Annotated in this window: 14 protein-coding genes and 3 pseudogenes; 7 read left to right on the forward strand and 10 right to left on the reverse strand. The window is 61.2% G+C overall.

Annotated elements, in window-relative coordinates; genetic code table 11:
- Positions 1-28 precede the first annotated feature (28 nt).
- The 3 genes and pseudogenes from ACERZ8_RS07485 to ACERZ8_RS07495 form a co-directional block, all read right to left on the reverse strand.
- Positions 29-935: pseudogene (locus ACERZ8_RS07485) on the reverse strand (LysR family transcriptional regulator).
- A 164-nt stretch (positions 936-1,099) separates the two neighbouring features.
- Positions 1,100-1,873, reverse strand: coding sequence for an anti-sigma factor family protein (locus ACERZ8_RS07490; RefSeq protein ID WP_407591627.1), 774 nt, complete (start codon positions 1,871-1,873; stop codon positions 1,100-1,102).
- Positions 1,870-2,349 carry an RNA polymerase sigma factor gene (locus ACERZ8_RS07495; RefSeq protein ID WP_407591629.1) on the reverse strand — a complete coding sequence of 160 codons (480 nt, stop codon included), beginning with the start codon at positions 2,347-2,349 and terminating at the stop codon, positions 1,870-1,872. Before ACERZ8_RS07495 ends, ACERZ8_RS07490 begins: the two co-directional genes overlap by 4 nt.
- A gap of 95 nt (positions 2,350-2,444) precedes the next feature.
- On the opposite strand from ACERZ8_RS07495, the gene ACERZ8_RS07500 reads away from it, so the two are divergent.
- On the forward strand, positions 2,445-2,885 hold the full coding sequence (locus ACERZ8_RS07500) for a DUF4399 domain-containing protein (protein WP_407591630.1): 441 nt from the start codon (positions 2,445-2,447) through the stop codon (positions 2,883-2,885).
- A 53-nt stretch (positions 2,886-2,938) separates the two neighbouring features.
- Here the strand turns inward: ACERZ8_RS07500 and ACERZ8_RS07505 are convergent.
- Positions 2,939-4,965 (reverse strand): annotated as a pseudogene (locus tag ACERZ8_RS07505) (FAD-dependent oxidoreductase).
- 211 nt (positions 4,966-5,176) lie between these two features.
- Here ACERZ8_RS07505 and ACERZ8_RS07510 point away from each other — a divergent pair.
- Both ACERZ8_RS07510 and ACERZ8_RS07515 read left to right on the forward strand, forming a co-directional pair.
- Positions 5,177-5,677 (forward strand): RNA pyrophosphohydrolase, encoded by a 501-nt coding sequence (locus ACERZ8_RS07510; RefSeq protein WP_407591631.1) that lies wholly within the window; start codon positions 5,177-5,179, stop codon positions 5,675-5,677.
- Between the two features lie 83 nt (positions 5,678-5,760).
- On the forward strand, positions 5,761-6,240 hold the full coding sequence (locus tag ACERZ8_RS07515) for a hypothetical protein (protein ID WP_407591632.1): 480 nt from the start codon (positions 5,761-5,763) through the stop codon (positions 6,238-6,240).
- Here the strand turns inward: ACERZ8_RS07515 and ACERZ8_RS07520 are convergent.
- The 4 genes from ACERZ8_RS07520 to ACERZ8_RS07535 all read right to left on the reverse strand — a co-directional run bounded on the left by ACERZ8_RS07520 (position 6,237) and on the right by ACERZ8_RS07535 (position 9,824).
- Positions 6,237-6,827: a GNAT family N-acetyltransferase gene (locus ACERZ8_RS07520; protein WP_407591633.1), complete on the reverse strand. Its 591-nt coding sequence runs from the start codon at positions 6,825-6,827 to the stop codon at positions 6,237-6,239. The two genes, ACERZ8_RS07515 and ACERZ8_RS07520, sit on opposite strands and share 4 nt — an antisense overlap.
- Positions 6,828-7,817, reverse strand: a complete 990-nt coding sequence (locus ACERZ8_RS07525; RefSeq protein ID WP_407591634.1) for an adenosine kinase — start codon at positions 7,815-7,817, stop codon at positions 6,828-6,830.
- A complete protein-coding gene (gene nth, locus ACERZ8_RS07530; protein ID WP_407591635.1) occupies positions 7,814-8,458 on the reverse strand; it encodes an endonuclease III in 645 nt (214 codons plus the stop codon). Before nth ends, ACERZ8_RS07525 begins: the two co-directional genes overlap by 4 nt.
- Before the next feature lie 304 nt (positions 8,459-8,762).
- A complete protein-coding gene (locus ACERZ8_RS07535; protein ID WP_407591636.1) occupies positions 8,763-9,824 on the reverse strand; it encodes an NAD(P)-dependent oxidoreductase in 1,062 nt (353 codons plus the stop codon).
- Positions 9,825-10,151: 327 nt separating this feature from the next.
- Here ACERZ8_RS07535 and ACERZ8_RS07540 point away from each other — a divergent pair.
- The 3 genes and pseudogenes from ACERZ8_RS07540 (at position 10,152) to ACERZ8_RS07550 (ending at position 12,469) form a co-directional block, all read left to right on the forward strand.
- Positions 10,152-11,012: pseudogene (locus tag ACERZ8_RS07540) on the forward strand (methylated-DNA--[protein]-cysteine S-methyltransferase).
- 161 nt (positions 11,013-11,173) lie between these two features.
- Positions 11,174-11,821 (forward strand): OmpA family protein, encoded by a 648-nt coding sequence (locus ACERZ8_RS07545; protein ID WP_407594204.1) that lies wholly within the window; start codon positions 11,174-11,176, stop codon positions 11,819-11,821.
- 105 nt (positions 11,822-11,926) lie between these two features.
- Entirely contained in the window at positions 11,927-12,469 is a 543-nt protein-coding gene (locus ACERZ8_RS07550; RefSeq protein WP_407591637.1) for an NADPH-dependent FMN reductase, read from the forward strand.
- On the opposite strand, the gene ACERZ8_RS07555 is transcribed toward ACERZ8_RS07550, so the two are convergent.
- Positions 12,459-12,893: a VOC family protein gene (locus ACERZ8_RS07555; protein ID WP_407591638.1), complete on the reverse strand. Its 435-nt coding sequence runs from the start codon at positions 12,891-12,893 to the stop codon at positions 12,459-12,461. The genes ACERZ8_RS07550 and ACERZ8_RS07555 overlap by 11 nt on opposite strands.
- On the opposite strand from ACERZ8_RS07555, the gene ACERZ8_RS07560 reads away from it, so the two are divergent.
- Positions 12,892-13,689 carry an FAS1-like dehydratase domain-containing protein gene (locus ACERZ8_RS07560; RefSeq protein WP_407591639.1) on the forward strand — a complete coding sequence of 266 codons (798 nt, stop codon included), beginning with the start codon at positions 12,892-12,894 and terminating at the stop codon, positions 13,687-13,689. The two genes, ACERZ8_RS07555 and ACERZ8_RS07560, sit on opposite strands and share 2 nt — an antisense overlap.
- Here the strand turns inward: ACERZ8_RS07560 and ACERZ8_RS07565 are convergent.
- Positions 13,686-14,723 carry an NAD(P)/FAD-dependent oxidoreductase gene (locus ACERZ8_RS07565; RefSeq protein WP_407591640.1) on the reverse strand — a complete coding sequence of 346 codons (1,038 nt, stop codon included), beginning with the start codon at positions 14,721-14,723 and terminating at the stop codon, positions 13,686-13,688. The two genes, ACERZ8_RS07560 and ACERZ8_RS07565, sit on opposite strands and share 4 nt — an antisense overlap.
- Between the last annotated feature and the right edge of the window lie 6 nt (positions 14,724-14,729).

The following is a 14,729-nucleotide window of genomic DNA, read 5'->3' on the forward strand; positions in this document are numbered from 1 at the left end:
ACCGACTGATCGGTCAGGGGAGAAAAACTTACCAGTCCGCCGGGCCTTTGTCGGCGAAGGCGTGAACCAGAAAATCAATGAATGCGCGCACCTTGGGCTGGGTGAACCGGCCCGGGGGGTACACGGCGTAAATACCTTGGGTTTCAAGTGGTAGATCAGGAATGGCGTCTTCGATCAGGCCCTTTTCCATCGCATCTGCGTAAAGAAAGCTGGGCAGATATGCGATGCCAAGGCCGGACACAGCCGCGTTCAGCAGTGATTGTCCGTCGTTAACGCTGAGCCAGCCTGCGGTGCGGACCTGACGTTTTTCACCCGAGGGTGCTGTCAGTTTCCACATATTGCCCGAGGACTGGTTGGAATAGTGAAGCAGCTTGTGTTCGTTCAGATCGTCGATCTTTTCGGGGCGGCCGTATTGTTCAAAATATTTCGGGCTCGCGATCATGCGTTTGGTGGTTTCGGTCAGCTTGCGGGCGCGCAGGGTGCTGTCTTCCAGCTCTCCAATGCGCACGGCCATGTCGAACCCTTCGGAAATCAGTTCCACATAGCGGTTGTTGAGGACCATGTTGACCGTGATGTCCGGAAAATCGGCAAGGAATTCGGACAGGCGCGGCGACAGGTGATTGACCCCGAAATCCGTCGCAACCGAGATGCGCAACAGACCCGAGGGGGCGGATTGCATCGAGGTGACCAGCGAGATCCGCTTCACCTGCATCGTTCAGCACGCGGCGGGCACGGTCGTAATAGGCCAATCCGATCTCTGTCGGCGACACGCGGCGTGTCGTGCGGTTCAGCAGACGCGCACCTAGACGGGCCTCAAGCGATGATACGTGTTTCGAGACGGCGGACTTGGAAATCCCCATCTTCTTGGCGGCGTCGGTAAACCCGCCCTGGTCCACGACCATCGCGAATGCTTCCATCTCGGTAAGGCGGTCCATGCCCGGCCCTTTCTGCTCTCTTGCTTCAAGGCAGAGGTATCGGGGCCAATCACGGCACAAACAGGGCAGGGATGGGATAATATCGGGGTATTTGTGGAATCGTCTTTAAGGTGGAAACGGTGGAAATCGCGCCCCGGGGCATGATGAAACGATCAAAACGCGCCTCAGGTCGCGATATCCTGTGACCATTGCTGAAAGGTTTCGGCCTCGCGCTGCAGGGGTTCACCTTCTTGCCCGCCGATCAGCAAGAAGCCGTAGCCGGGCGTGTTCCAGCGCGCCACGTCCAATCCTTCGGCCGCACCCATGTTCAGCCCCTGGGCGTCAGGACCCGCAGGGATGATGCAAAGCGCCACGGGCGTTCCATCGTCGCGCAAATACGAAATCTGCACCAGCGGCTTGCCGTTGAAGCCCAGCAACTGCGCACGCTTGAAGGTCAGCCCTTCGGTCTGTGGCAAGGCCGCCAGATCGATACCGATGCCTTCGGACACCGCGGCAAGTTGCACAGCCGCCTCTTGCGCGCTTGGGCTTACGTCTTCGAGCGTGGCCGTGGTGTAGAGCGTCTGATAGCTGGCGACGAAGCTGACCCAGCCGCGCGGTGCTGGTTCGGGTGTGCCAAAGCCGGTGAACAGCGCAACTGCCAGCCCGGCGGCGATCCCGGTGCCAAAGGTGCCAAGCCCCCACGCCCAGCTGAGCCGCGCATTGGTGTTGGCAGGTTCAGGCAGGACGGGTGCAAGTGCAGGCATGGGCGGCGCGCTGGCCAGCAATTCGTCATAAGCACCGGCGATGGCTGCCATCGGCACTTCAAGCCCGGCCATCCGTTCGGCCAGTGCCTCATCGGTTTCCAGCGCGGCTGAGATTGCAGCCTCAAGGGCATCATCCGCCTCTCCATCCAGAAAGGCTGTCAGATCTTCGTCACTGAAGGTACGCGCAGCACTCATCCCCGGCCTCCCGCCGGGTCGGCCATAAGTGCGTTCAGTTTCTTGCGTGCGCCAGCCAGTCGGCTCATCACGGTGCCCACGGGGATCTCCATTATCTCTGCAGCTTCTTTGTAGCTGAACCCCTCCACGTAGACGAGCAGGACGGACTGTCGCTGTGCCTCGGGAAGGGCATTCACATGGGATAACACCTCGCGCGCCAGAATATTCACTTCTGTTCCCGGTGCATTGTCAGCAAGGTCGATTTCCTCAACCGGCATGAGGCCCTGACCGGTGCGGACCTTGCGCGAACGCAACTCATTCAGCCACACGCGCTGGCACATCCGGAACATCCAGCGGTCTAGATGCGTGCCGACTTCGAACTGATCGGCCTTGTCGAGCGCACGCAGGCATGTCGTTTGCGCCAGATCATCGCCCCAGTCCCGGCGGCCCGTTAGCGCAACCGCATAGCGCCACAGGCGCGGATATATCGCGCCCATGCCGTCACGCACGGAATTTTGAGCAGATGTGGAAATGAAATTGATCCTAAAGCGCTACGTTTCGTTTCATCTGTATTAACGGGAGGAAAGACTCAATGAAACCATTTGTGATCGCTCTAAGCGCGACTTTGCTAATGGGCACGGCTGCGTTGTCGCAAGACACGCCCGCGCCCGAGGATGCGAAGGTCTATTTTGTGAACCTTGCGGATGGCGATACGGTGACATCCCCTGTGACGATCATCTTCGGTCTGGAGAATATGGGCGTTGCACCGGCAGGCACGGAAAAGGAAAACACAGGCCATCATCACCTGCTGCTGAACCGCCCGCCACTAGGTGAGGGAGAGGAGGGCGCCGAAGAGCTGGAATACGGGCTGCCCGCAGATGACAACCACATCCACTTTGGCGGCGGGCAGACGCAAGTGACGCTGGATCTGCCAGCCGGGCAGCACACGATGCAGTTGGTGATGGGCGATTTGAACCACGTCCCCCATGCCACACCAGTCACAAGCGACGTGATTACCATCACGGTGGAATAGGCCTCATGCGCAGGCTTGGATTGGTTTGAGCCTGCGTATGTCACAGGGTTTGCCTACAGCGTTGCCGCCAGACGTGTGCCCTGATCAATGGCCCGTTTGGCGTCCAGTTCTGCGGCCACATCTGCGCCGCCGATGATGTGATGTGAAATCCCCGCCTCCCCGAGGGCGTCGGCCAGGTTGCGGTCAGGCACTTGCCCTGCGCACATGACGATGTCGTCAACCTCGATCACAGTCGGGTTTTCGCGCGCCTCACCAAAGGACACGTGCAAGCCGGTGTCGTCGATCCGCTCGTAATTCACGCCGCCAACGAACTGTACATTCTTCATGTTCAGCGCGGCACGGTGAATCCAACCCGTTGTCTTGCCCAGCCGTTTGCCATGCTTCTCAGACTTGCGTTGCAGCAGGGTGATGTCGCGCGCCGGTGCCTCGGGCTTGGGACCTTCTGGGGCGAGGCCGCCGCGATGTTCGGCAGGATCGCTCACGCCCCATTCCACCATCCATTCCGGCAGGTTCTCGGTCGGGCTTTCGCCTTCATGCACCAGAAACTCGGACACATCAAAACCAATGCCACCTGCACCGACAACGGCCACCCGTTTGCCGGGGTTGGCCCGTTTCTTCAGCACGTCAATATAGGAGTGCACGTGGGCGCTGTCCTGACCCGGGATGCCGGGGTCGCGGGGCAGCACGCCCGTGGCGATGATTACTTCGTCAAACTCGCGCAAGGAGTCGACAGTCGCCTCGGTGTTCAGGCGCACATCGATGCCCAGTTCATCCATCATCGTGCGGTACCAGTCGACGAGGCCCCAGAACTCTTCCTTGCCGGGCACCTGTTTGGCCATGTTGAGCTGGCCACCGATCTCGTCCGCGCGGTCGATCAGGGTGACACTGTGCCCGCGTTCGGCGGCAGTCATCGCGGCGGACAGACCCGCAGGGCCCGCGCCCACGACGGCAATGGATTTGGTCGCCGCTGCGGGTTCGATCACCAGCTCCGTCTCTGAACACGCGCGCGGGTTCACAAGGCACGAACTCAGCTTGCCCGAGAATGTGTGATCAAGGCAGGCCTGGTTGCACGCGATGCAGGGCGCGATCTGATCGGCTTTGCCATCCATCGCCTTCTTCACGAAATGCGCATCCGCCAGCATTGGGCGCGCCATCGACACCATGTCGGCGCAGCCTGTGGCCAGCACGTCTTCGCCAACTTCGGGCGTGTTGATGCGGTTCGACGTGATGACGGGGATGCTGACCTGCCCCATCAGCTTTTTCGTCACCCACGCGAAGGCCGCGCGCGGCACCGAGGTCGCAATGGTCGGGATACGCGCCTCGTGCCAGCCGATGCCGGTGTTGATGATGGTCGCGCCCGCTTTTTCGATTTCCTTGGCCAGTTGCACAACCTCATCAAAGGTGGACCCATTGGGCACAAGGTCGATCATCGACAGGCGGTAGATGATGATGAAATCGCTGCCGACCTCTTCGCGCGTGCGGCGAACCACTTCGATCGGCAAACGCATGCGGTTCTCGTAAGACCCGCCCCAGCGGTCGGTCCGTTTGTTGGTGTGAGTGACAAGGAACTGGTTGAGGAAGTAGCCCTCGCTCCCCATGATCTCGACCCCGTCATAGCCCGCTTGCTTGGCACGACCCGCCGTGGCAACAATATCGCTGATCTGCTTTTCGATACCGTCTTCGTCCAGCTCTGCCGGGGAAATGGAGATATGGGCGATTTGACAGGGGACGGGGCCACGCACATCGGCCCATAGGCATAGCGCCCGGCATGCAGGATCTGCATCGCGATCTTGCCACCCGCATCGTGCACCCGCTTGGTCACGATGGAATGGTTTTCAACATCCGCGTCTGTGGTCATCATCGCGGCACCCGGCAGAACAGACCCTTCCAGGTTCGGCCCGATCCCGCCCGTGACCATCAGCCCCACTTCGCCCCGCGCGCGTTCGGCGTAAAACTCGGCGACGCGGTTCCAGTCCTTGGTTTCCTCAAGACCGGTGTGCATTGATCCCATCAGCACGCGGTTTTTCAGCGTGGTAAAGCCAAGATCGAGGGGGGCGAGAAGGTGTGGGTACGCGGTCATTTTTGTCCTCCCGAACGTATTTATTGTTGGTCTTATCTATAGGGTGCGCGATGTCACGTGCAATGCGGCGTCATAGGGTGGGTGAAATGGTCGAGGTCAGGCGGACAACGGCGGGCGCTTTCGCGGCGCGCGGATTCCATGTTATCGCCCATGAAACAGTCGAGCGATCCGGGCAGATATTGTCCCGCGCCGAGATGGAAAAGGCACTGACATGACACCCGAAGATATCGCCAAGCTCCCCTACCGCCGCAATGTCGGGGTGATGGTCGTCAATGCCCAAGGGGATGTCTGGGTCGGCCAGCGTAATGACCGCTACAAGGATGCTTGGCAAATGCCGCAGGGCGGAATCGATAAGGGCGAAGATGCACGCGCCGCAGCCCTTCGCGAACTTGAGGAAGAAACCGGTATCACGCCCGATCTGGTCGAGGTGGTCGCAGAATCCACCGATTGGATACCTTACGAGTTACCCCATGATCTGATCCCGAAGCTGTGGAAGGGCAAGTATCGCGGCCAGAAACAGAAGTGGTTCCTGCTGCGGTTCAAAGGTGCGGATGCGCAGGTGAATATCGACACGGATGATCCGGAATTTTCTGCCTGGCGCTGGATGGCACCGGCTGATTTGCCCGATGCAATCGTGCCGTTCAAACGGGACGTCTATGTCGCTGTGCTGGATGCGTTTGCCGATCACCTTCAGGGCGATTTGAGCGGCTGATATTGCATAACAACGGCTGCAACATCACATTTGCAGGTGGTTGAACGGGCCTGATCCCGTTCCGGGGTGAAGGAAGGTGAAGCATGCGGTTTCTGGTTCTTGCGTTGATGGTTTTGCCTTTGCCTGCCTTTGCCCTGTCCTGCATGCCGCACCGAGTCAGCGACGCCTACCTGCAGGCCGCCAATGCCGAAGAAGGGTATGTGCCCGTCCTTGGCGAGTTGAATTTTGACCCCGCCATGGTGCCAAAGGTCGATTGGGAAAAACAGACCGAAGTGCCCGGCAAAACGCTGATCCCGGCCACGTTCAAGGGCGACGCCCTTGGCCCGCGCGGCGTGCCACAGGCGTTTGAGACGGACGTGGTTCTGGAAGTGGAATGCGCAGGTCCGTGGTGCCCAAAACCGGAACCGGGCCCGGTTCTCGCCTTTCTGCGCAAGACGTCACACAGTTACGTGCTGAACACGAATGCCTGCGGTGGGTTTCTGTTCGGCGCGCCGAACGACGAACAGATCATGGAACTCCGCGATTGCCTTTTGGGGCGCAAATGCGAGTCGTCCTTGCGCTAGGGATCGATGATCGGCACATGCGGTGCAAGGCGGCGGTCATAGCCGTGGTGGAGCCGTGGATCATCCGCGATCTCGATCTTTTGCAACACCGGCCTGAACCCTGAACGCTGATAAAACGCCAGCGCCTGCTGGCTGTCGATGGTGCAGGTGTGCACGTGAAAACGCTTGATCGGTTTGTCAAAGGCGCACTGCATTGCCCGGTCCATCAGATAGGCGCCGGCGCCCTTGCCAATCAGCTTTGAAGTCAGGCCAAAATAGGTCAGTTCGCACGCGCCATCTTCCCGAAAATCCAGCTCAAGCAGGGCCTCTGACTGCCCCTCGTGCATCAGGGTGAAATGCCGGGTGTCCGGATCGTCCAGAATCTGCGCCAGATCGGCGTCGGACAACAGTGTACGTCCATACCACAACCAGTCTTCGCCCACGCGCCGGAACAAATCGCGGTAGGTGGCGACATCCGGTGTGATTTCGACAAAGGTCAGCCCGTCCGGCAGCGTCGCACCGCGCAGCTGGGGCGCACGCATCTCAAGCTGCGTAATCACCACAGCCACTTTGCCGGGCGGGACTGCGTGATAGCCGTCGCTCAGCATCTATTCCAGACCGGCGGCGGCAAACTGCTGCCGCATGTCCACCTGCGGGCGGGGGCCGATATGGCTGATCACCTCGGCGGCACATAGATTGCCCATTCGTCCGCACGTGGCCAGATCGCGCCCGGTGGCCAGCCCATAGATGAACCCGGCGGCAAATTGGTCGCCCGCGCCCGTGGCATCGACAGGCGTCACCGTCTCGACCGGGATGTCATGGCGTTCGCCGCGGCCCATGATCGTCACGCCATCGCCAGACCGGGTGCACACCATCAGATCGATCATGTCCATCGTCTTGGCCATCGCGCCCTCAAGGTCGTCGGTTTCGTACAAGGACATGATCTCGTGTTCGTTGCCGATCACATAGTCCAGTTCGTTCCCGATCATGTCGAGGAAATCGGCGCGGTGGCGATCTACGCAGAACGGGTCGGAAATGGCGATGCCTGCTTTGCCCCCCGATTTGCGGGTCAGGCGCGATGCCTGCCGGAACGCTTCCTTGCCCTTGTCTTTGTCAAAGAGGTAGCCCTCGAGAAACATGATCTGCGCGTTCGTGGCCACATCATCGGGCACGTCATCAGGGCCAAGTTCGGTCGAAATGCCCAGATAGGTGTTCATCGACCTCTCCCCGTCGGGTGACACAAAGATCATCGAACGGGACGTGGGCAATTCCCCGCCCGCGACAGGGGCGTTGACGAAATCGGTGCCACTGTTTTGCATGGATTCGGCATAAAACCGCCCCAGAGCGTCGTCATGCACGCGGCCGATAAAGGCGGTCGGCAGACCCAGCGCACCCACGCCCGCGATGGTATTGGCCACGGCCCCGCCCGGGGTTTGCAGCCGGTCATTCATCGCCGCATAGAGAAGCTCACCCCGGTCCTGTTCGATCAGTTGCATGATCCCCTTTTCGATCCCCATCAGGTCAAGAAAGGAATCGTCGGCATGGGCAATCACATCGACAACGGCGTTGCCGATGCCGGCGAGCGTGTATTTGGTCATTCGGTTTTATCCTCAAAGGGGCAGAGATCGCGGATCAGGCAGGCCCCGCATTTGGGCTTGCGCGCCACGCATGTATAGCGGCCATGCAGGATCATCCAGTGATGGGCGTGCAGCTGGAAATCGGCCGGAATGTTGTCTTCGATGGCCCGCTCGACCGCATCCACGGTCTTGCCCGGCGCGATGCCGGTGCGGTTGCCGAGGCGAAAGATATGGGTGTCGACCGCCTGTGCGGGGTGGTGCCACCACATGTTCAACACCACATTGGCCGTCTTGCGCCCCACGCCGGGCAGGGATTGCAATGCGGCGCGGGAATTGGGGACCTCGCCGCCGTAATGATCCACCAGTATCTGGCTCAGCTTCATCACGTTCTTGGCCTTCTGGCGAAACAGGCCGATGGTCTTGATGTGCTCGGTCAGTCCTTCGATCCCGAGGTCGAGCATCTTTTGCGGCGTGTCGGCGATCTGGAACAGGGCCCTTGTGGCCTTGTTCACGCCCGCATCCGTGGCTTGTGCCGACAGGGCGACGGCGACGGCGAGAGTGTAGACATTCACGTGCTCCAGCTCGCCCTTGGGTTCGGGGTCAGCGGTCTGGAACCGGGAAAAGATCGCGCGGATCGTGTGATAATCGAGTTGCTTGGCCATGGGCCGAGGTATGGGCAAATTTGGGCGGGCGGGCAAGGTGTGGATGTGACCCCTTGTCTTGTCTGAGACGGAAGGTCGGCTGGCAGGTGTCCCACGCTGGGACATCTTCCGTGGTCAGTAATTTCAATGGCTTACAGAGGCGGTTTAGGAATCTGTTAACACTTTCCACTTGGATCGGGCTGAAGGATGCATGTGCCCGCTGCGTCCCGGACAGGTGAATTTCCGGGCGGAACACGTGGCAAACGCAGACCACGCGCCCGCAGCGCCATTGCCGCGCAAATCCGATCCGCGTTGCGGTGCCGGGCTAGGTCGCGTCCAGTTTCCCTGACTTTTCTATGGCGCGTTGCGCGGCGATGAGACCTTCGACGCGGCTTGGGTTGGCGGGCACCAACTGACGCCTCGTGTCGCCATTCAGTACCGATTTCACATCATGCAGTATCATCCGACCGATCAGTTGACGGCCACGAGGCACCGCGGCGGCGCGATGGGGTGACAGGATGACGTTTGGGGCGGTCCTGATCGGATGGTCCTTATCGGCAGGTTCGCTTGGAAACACATCCGTGGCGAAGGTTATCCGCCCTGCTGATGCGGCTTGAACGGCCACATCGAAATCCAGCACATGCGCCCGGCTTATGAGGATCAGCGCCGATCCGGTTTGCATGGCGTCGATCTGTTTGGCCCCGATCATGTGGCGGTTGTCGGCATCCGGCACCGCAGCGACAATGATTGCGCGGCACTGTTTGAAAATGTCGTCCAGACCCAACGGCGACACGTCCTGGGGAAAGGTAGTCAACCAAGGATCATAGGCCGAGATCTTTGGCGCAAATGGACGCAAGAGGGCGTGCATCTCGCGTGCAATATTGCCGTAACCGATGAAACCGATCTGCTGGCGGTAAACTGTGAAATCAGTCTCTTCCCGATCATCGAGCCAGGATTCCCCGCCCTGACGAAACGCCTCGTGTTCCGCCACCAGTCCGCGCGATGCGGAAAGCAGCATGGCAAGGCCCATCTCGGCAACGGCTTCGCGAAATCCCGGTGCGCAGGACAGCACGTCGATGCCGCGTTCGAAACAGGCGGCATAGTCGATCCCGTCGTTGAAGGCACCGGACACTTCGATGACGGCGCGCAGGTTTGGCGCAGATTGAATGTCTGCCTGCGTCACCCGGGGCCGCGCGGCCACCAGAAACGTCGCCTCTTTCAACAGCGCAGAGACGCGTTCGATGTCCATGGGCTGATCCTGCCCACCCTCGATCCGGCATATTGAAGACAGTTCATCGTAGGTGTCGGGATCAAATAGTTCTTCGACTGTCCGGAAATACTGATCGAGTATCAGCAATGGTTTGGTCACGAGGCAGTCTCCAAACATGGCAATGGTTTCAATATGACTTCGATGTCATGCAGGAGAATACATGGCTTGGGCACGAAGTTAAAACAGGGCGCATCGGCTCGATCTCCGGCGCTTCACCCAAGGCCGAGCGCACCCCGGAACAAAGTGGCCTGCCCGAAATTTACATCTTACTGTGTGTTCAGAAGGTTGCATCGCGGCCTGTCACCAACCGGTGGAATTGCCGGAACCGCGTGGCATTGGCGAATTCGTCATCGCACGTGGTTTTCATACAGCGGGCACATCACCCCGGTATATCCCGCAGGAAACGGGTCGCTTGGCCTGCCTGCTTCGCCTATCTTTGAGGGCATGGAACACACAACGATCTCCGAGGCCGATACCGGCTACCACTTCAACGTCATGCGCCGCGCGATTGATCTGATCGACGGGGCCGAGGATACGCTGAGCCTTGATGCGCTTGCGGGTGAAATGGGCATGAGCCCGGCGCATTTTCAGCGTATCTTTTCCCGCTGGGTCGGGGTGTCGCCCAAGCGGTATCAGCAATATCTGACGCTGGGCCATGCCAAGGCGCTGCTTGAGAGCCGGTTTTCCACCCTTGAGACGGCCCATGCCAGCGGCCTGAGCGGGTCGGGGCGGCTGCATGATCTGTTCCTGCGCTGGGAGGCGATGAGCCCGGGCGATTATGCCAAGGGCGGTGCGGGTCTGACGATCTTTTGGGGATGGTTTGACAGCCCCTTTGGCCTCGCGCTGGTGATGGGCACAGACAAGGGTATTTGTGGCCTCGGGTTTGCCGCCGAGATGGGCGAAGACTGGGCCATGCAGGATCTGGTGCGCCGCTGGCCCAAGGCCGATTTTGTCGAAGACCCGATGCGGTTGCGCCCCTGGGTGCTGGCGGCCTTCGGGGCCGAGGATGCGGAGTTGAAAGAAGCGCCGCTGTACCTGATCGGTGCCCCGTTTCAGATCAAGGTCTGGGAGGCGCTCTTACAGATTCCAAGCGGTCACGTGACCACCTATTCCGAGATTGCGGGCAGTATCGGCAATCCGCGTGCGGTGCGCGCCGTGGGCACTGCGGTGGGCCGCAACCCGGTCAGTTGGCTGATCCCGTGCCACCGGGCCTTGCGGAAATCGGGGGTCTTGGAGGCTATCACTGGGGCTTGCCGGTCAAGCGCGCCTTGCTGGCCTACGAGATCTGCGCGCGCCGAGGCCTGAAACGACGCTATAGGTGCGCATTTGCACCAAATAAGGGTGCGCAAGATGCCGCTTATGTGAATTTCCCCCTGTTTTACGGGAACACAGCATGCCTATCTTGGGTTTCACAAGGTGCCCTGCCCGAACGGGGCCATTTTTGAAGGCAGTAGGATAGACAAATGATGAGACTTCCCTTTTCCGCAGCGCTTGGCGCCGTTCTTGTGCTGGCGGCCTGTGATTCCGCAACATTCAGCCCTGACAATCCCAACCAGAACCGCAATCAGGGTGCCGCGATTGGCGCAGCGTCGGGCGCTGTGCTGGGCGCGTTGATCAAGGACGACAACCGCGGCGATGGTGCATTGGTCGGGGCCCTTGTCGGGGGCGCCGTGGGTGCCGGCATCGGTTACAACCTTGATCAGCAAGAGGCCGAGTTGCGCCGCGATCTGGACAGCGGTGTCACGATCACCAACACCGGCGACCGCCTGATCGTGTCCTTCCCGCAGGCGATCCTGTTCGCCTCTGGCAGCTTTACCGTGCGCCCGGGTCTGAACAATGACATGGCGGCCCTTGCCAACAGCCTGCAGCGCTATCCGCAGTCCACGATCCAGATCGTCGGGCACACGGATTCTGACGGCGACGCGGCCTCCAACCAGCAGCTGAGCGAGCGGCGCGCCAATGCCGTGGCTGACGTGTTGCTGAACCAGGGTGTGCCGTTCAACCGCGTGCGCACCTTCGGGCGTGGCGAGAGCCAGCCCATCGCGACGAACTTTACCCCCGAGGGCAAGGCCCAGAACCGCCGGGTCGAGATCGTCATTCTGCCCAACGCATAAGCACCGACATTGCGTCGATCTTGCAGAGGCCCGTGATATCGTCGCGGGCCTCTTGCTTTGCGCAGGTCGGGCGTCATGTTCCTGTCGAGCAACAGGAGACAGAACATGACGACACCGACACTGCTGGGGATTTCCGGATCACTGCGCAAGGGTTCGAGCAACCGCAAACTGCTGCGCGAGGCCGCGCGCCTGTTTGGCCCCTGCACCTATGTCGAGGCCGATTTGCAGATGCCCCTTTATGACGGTGATCTGGAAGAGGCAGAGGGCGTTGTTGAGCCTGCAGTGACCCTGTCGCGCCAGATCGCGGATGCCGATGCGGTGTTGATTTCGACTCCGGAATACAACAAGGGCCCATCGGGTGCCTTGAAAAACGCGCTGGATTGGGTCAGCCGGACAGACGGCAACCCGTGGGCCGGCAAGCCTGTTGCGGTCATGTCCTCTGCCGCGGGTCGCGCCGGTGGAGAGCGCGCACAGTTGATCCTGCGCACCTATATGGTGCCCTTCCGCCCCCGCCTGTTGATGGGTCCGGAGATGCATCTGGCGGCTGCGGGTTCCCAGTTTGATGATGCGGACCAACTGACGGGCGAGATGTATATCAAGGACCTCACGGCCCTCATGGAGAACCTGAAGGCCGAGATCAGGGTCTAGGCGTGCTCACCTCGATCAGGTTGCCGTCCGGGTCACGCAGGTAGAGCGACAGGATCGGCCCTTGCGCCCCGCTGCGCGGCACGGGGCCTTCTTCGATGGTTACGTTGTGTGCCGACAGGTGGTCTTGCCAGACCGCCAGCGGCGTGTCGGAGAGAAAACACAAATCCGCACTGCCGGGTGTCGGCGCATCAGCTTTGGGATCGAATTCGGCCCCTGCCTTGTGCAGGTTGATCTTGGACGTCCCGAAAGCCACGGCATGCCGCGTGCTGCCATCGGCCACCTTGAACGGTGTGTGCGTCATGCCCAGCACCTTGGTGTAGAATGCGACGGCCACGTCGATGTCCGCCACGGTCAGTACAAGATGGTCAAGGCTGGTCAGTTTGGGCTGTTCCATCGTGCATTCCTTGGCCATGATCAGACCCATGCAGGATGACCTTTCCCCGCCCGTTCGTCAAAGCGATGTGCTGGACCCGGCGCGCGCGCAGGCCATGCAGATGGCGCTGGGGCAGGCTGCGACTTTGCAGGCGGGGGATGCGCTGCCGCCGTTCTTTCACCAGCTTTATTTCTGGAGTCCGGTGCCTGCCAGCGAGTTGGGCCGTGACGGGCATCCGAAGGTGGGGGGTCTGATCCCCGACATGGGCCTGCCGCGCCGCATGTGGGCCGGGGGACGTCTGCGTTTTGAACAACCGTTGCGATTGGGGGCTGAGGCCACGCGCGTATCGGTCTGCGAGGCGGCGACGCGCAAAGATGGGCGGACTGGCCCGCTTGCCTTTGTCACCCTGCGCCACGAGCTGTGGCAGGGCGATGTGCTGTGCCTTACCGAATGGCAGGATCTGGTCTACCGCTCTGATCCGGACCCGAATGCGCCGCACCCGGCACCCCCTGTGGCGGCGACGGATGAGGACAAGGCGGAGGCCGTGCATTTCGATGCCACGCTGTTGTTTCGCTATTCGGCGCTGACATTCAACGGGCACCGCATTCATTATGATCAGCCCTATGCCCGCGAGGTCGAAGGGTATGACGGGCTTGTTGTCCATGGCCCACTGCTGGCCCAGCATCTGATGCTGATGGCGCAGCGCAGTCTTGGGCCGCTGACAGAGTTCACATTCCGCGCGACCGCCCCGCTGATGCACCACGAGGCGGCAACGCTGTGTCGCAAGGGGCGTGACATGTGGGTGCGCGGGCCGGATGGGCGGCAGTGCATGGTGGCCCGCGCCTAGAACGAGGCGGCAACCTCGAACCCCGGCGGGATGGTGTCGCGCCCATCAAGGATCAGGTCAGCCATGGTATGTGCGACCTTTGGGGCCATGCCGAACCCGATCTTGAACCCGCCATTGGCGATGAAGTGCCCGGGCCTGTCAGGCCATGCGCCCAGCATTGGTGCGCGGCTGCGGCTGCGCGGACGCAGGCCCGCCCACCGCGCAAGGACAGGCGCGTCGCGCAAGGTAGGGACGGCGGCGCGGGCGCGGGCGATGATGTCGTCAAGCTGTACATCGGTGCTGGTCGGGTCGTCATATTCACGCTCGGTCGTGGACCCGATGGCGGTCGTTCCGTCGGCATGTGGGATGATGTGCAGCGTATCTGCGAACAGTTGCGGGGCCTCCGGGGCCGAGAATTCGAGTAAGGCGGCCTGCCCCTTGATGCCCGCCCCCACGAGACGGGAGTGCGTGTCGTTGAGGGTGTCCAGCCCGGCAACCCCCGTGGCGTGCACGGTGATTGATGTGTCCGGTGCGTCGGCCAGCACCTCAACGCCCTTTGCCGCGAGCGCTGCGGCCAATGCCGCGCAGGCCTGACGCGGGTGAATGCGGGCGCTGAGTGTATCGTGGATTTCGAACCCTGTCGGGCTGTTGGCGCTCCACCTTTGGTCCTGCACCTTGCGGACGTTCCATGTGGCCGCATCGCCCCACAGCGCCTTGGCGGTGTCCGCCCGCTGACGGGCAAGGGCGAGGGCGGCTTCATCTGCAATGGGCTGCAGGCGACCGGTGCGTGCGTAGCCGGGCGACTGACCGCCCGCAGCCTCAACCTCTTGCCAGAACACTTCGGCCATCAGCAGGCTTTCCAGTTGGAATTGCTTTTTGGGGTTCCAGTTTTCCGGCACATGCGGGGCCAGCGCGCCGACGATGCCACCACTGGCACCCGCCGCCAGCCCATGCGGGTCGATCACCTGCACCCTGGCACCGCGCCGGGTCAGAACCCACGCGATCGACAGGCCGAAAATACCCGCGCCGCGTATCGTGATCTTGTCCGTTGCCAAGCCCAT

It is taken from the genome of Tateyamaria armeniaca (genome assembly GCF_045797845.1).
GTDB classification, from domain to species: domain Bacteria; phylum Pseudomonadota; class Alphaproteobacteria; order Rhodobacterales; family Rhodobacteraceae; genus Tateyamaria; species Tateyamaria armeniaca.

What these genes read in the sequence shown, in the direction of transcription:
- ACERZ8_RS07490 (WP_407591627.1), bottom strand. Translation starts at nt 1,873, where the DNA reads ATGAGTGCTGCGCGTACCTTCAGTGACGAAGATCTGACAGCCTTTCTG.
- ACERZ8_RS07495 (WP_407591629.1), bottom strand. Translation starts at nt 2,349, where the DNA reads ATGGGCGCGATATATCCGCGCCTGTGGCGCTATGCGGTTGCGCTAACG.
- ACERZ8_RS07500 (WP_407591630.1), top strand. Translation starts at nt 2,445, where the DNA reads ATGAAACCATTTGTGATCGCTCTAAGCGCGACTTTGCTAATGGGCACG.
- ACERZ8_RS07510 (WP_407591631.1), top strand. Translation starts at nt 5,177, where the DNA reads ATGACACCCGAAGATATCGCCAAGCTCCCCTACCGCCGCAATGTCGGG.
- ACERZ8_RS07515 (WP_407591632.1), top strand. Translation starts at nt 5,761, where the DNA reads ATGCGGTTTCTGGTTCTTGCGTTGATGGTTTTGCCTTTGCCTGCCTTT.
- ACERZ8_RS07520 (WP_407591633.1), bottom strand. Translation starts at nt 6,827, where the DNA reads ATGCTGAGCGACGGCTATCACGCAGTCCCGCCCGGCAAAGTGGCTGTG.
- ACERZ8_RS07525 (WP_407591634.1), bottom strand. Translation starts at nt 7,817, where the DNA reads ATGACCAAATACACGCTCGCCGGCATCGGCAACGCCGTTGTCGATGTG.
- nth (WP_407591635.1), bottom strand. Translation starts at nt 8,458, where the DNA reads ATGGCCAAGCAACTCGATTATCACACGATCCGCGCGATCTTTTCCCGG.
- ACERZ8_RS07535 (WP_407591636.1), bottom strand. Translation starts at nt 9,824, where the DNA reads ATGTTTGGAGACTGCCTCGTGACCAAACCATTGCTGATACTCGATCAG.
- ACERZ8_RS07545 (WP_407594204.1), top strand. Translation starts at nt 11,174, where the DNA reads ATGAGACTTCCCTTTTCCGCAGCGCTTGGCGCCGTTCTTGTGCTGGCG.
- ACERZ8_RS07550 (WP_407591637.1), top strand. Translation starts at nt 11,927, where the DNA reads ATGACGACACCGACACTGCTGGGGATTTCCGGATCACTGCGCAAGGGT.
- ACERZ8_RS07560 (WP_407591639.1), top strand. Translation starts at nt 12,892, where the DNA reads ATGCAGGATGACCTTTCCCCGCCCGTTCGTCAAAGCGATGTGCTGGAC.
- ACERZ8_RS07555 (WP_407591638.1), bottom strand. Translation starts at nt 12,893, where the DNA reads ATGGGTCTGATCATGGCCAAGGAATGCACGATGGAACAGCCCAAACTG.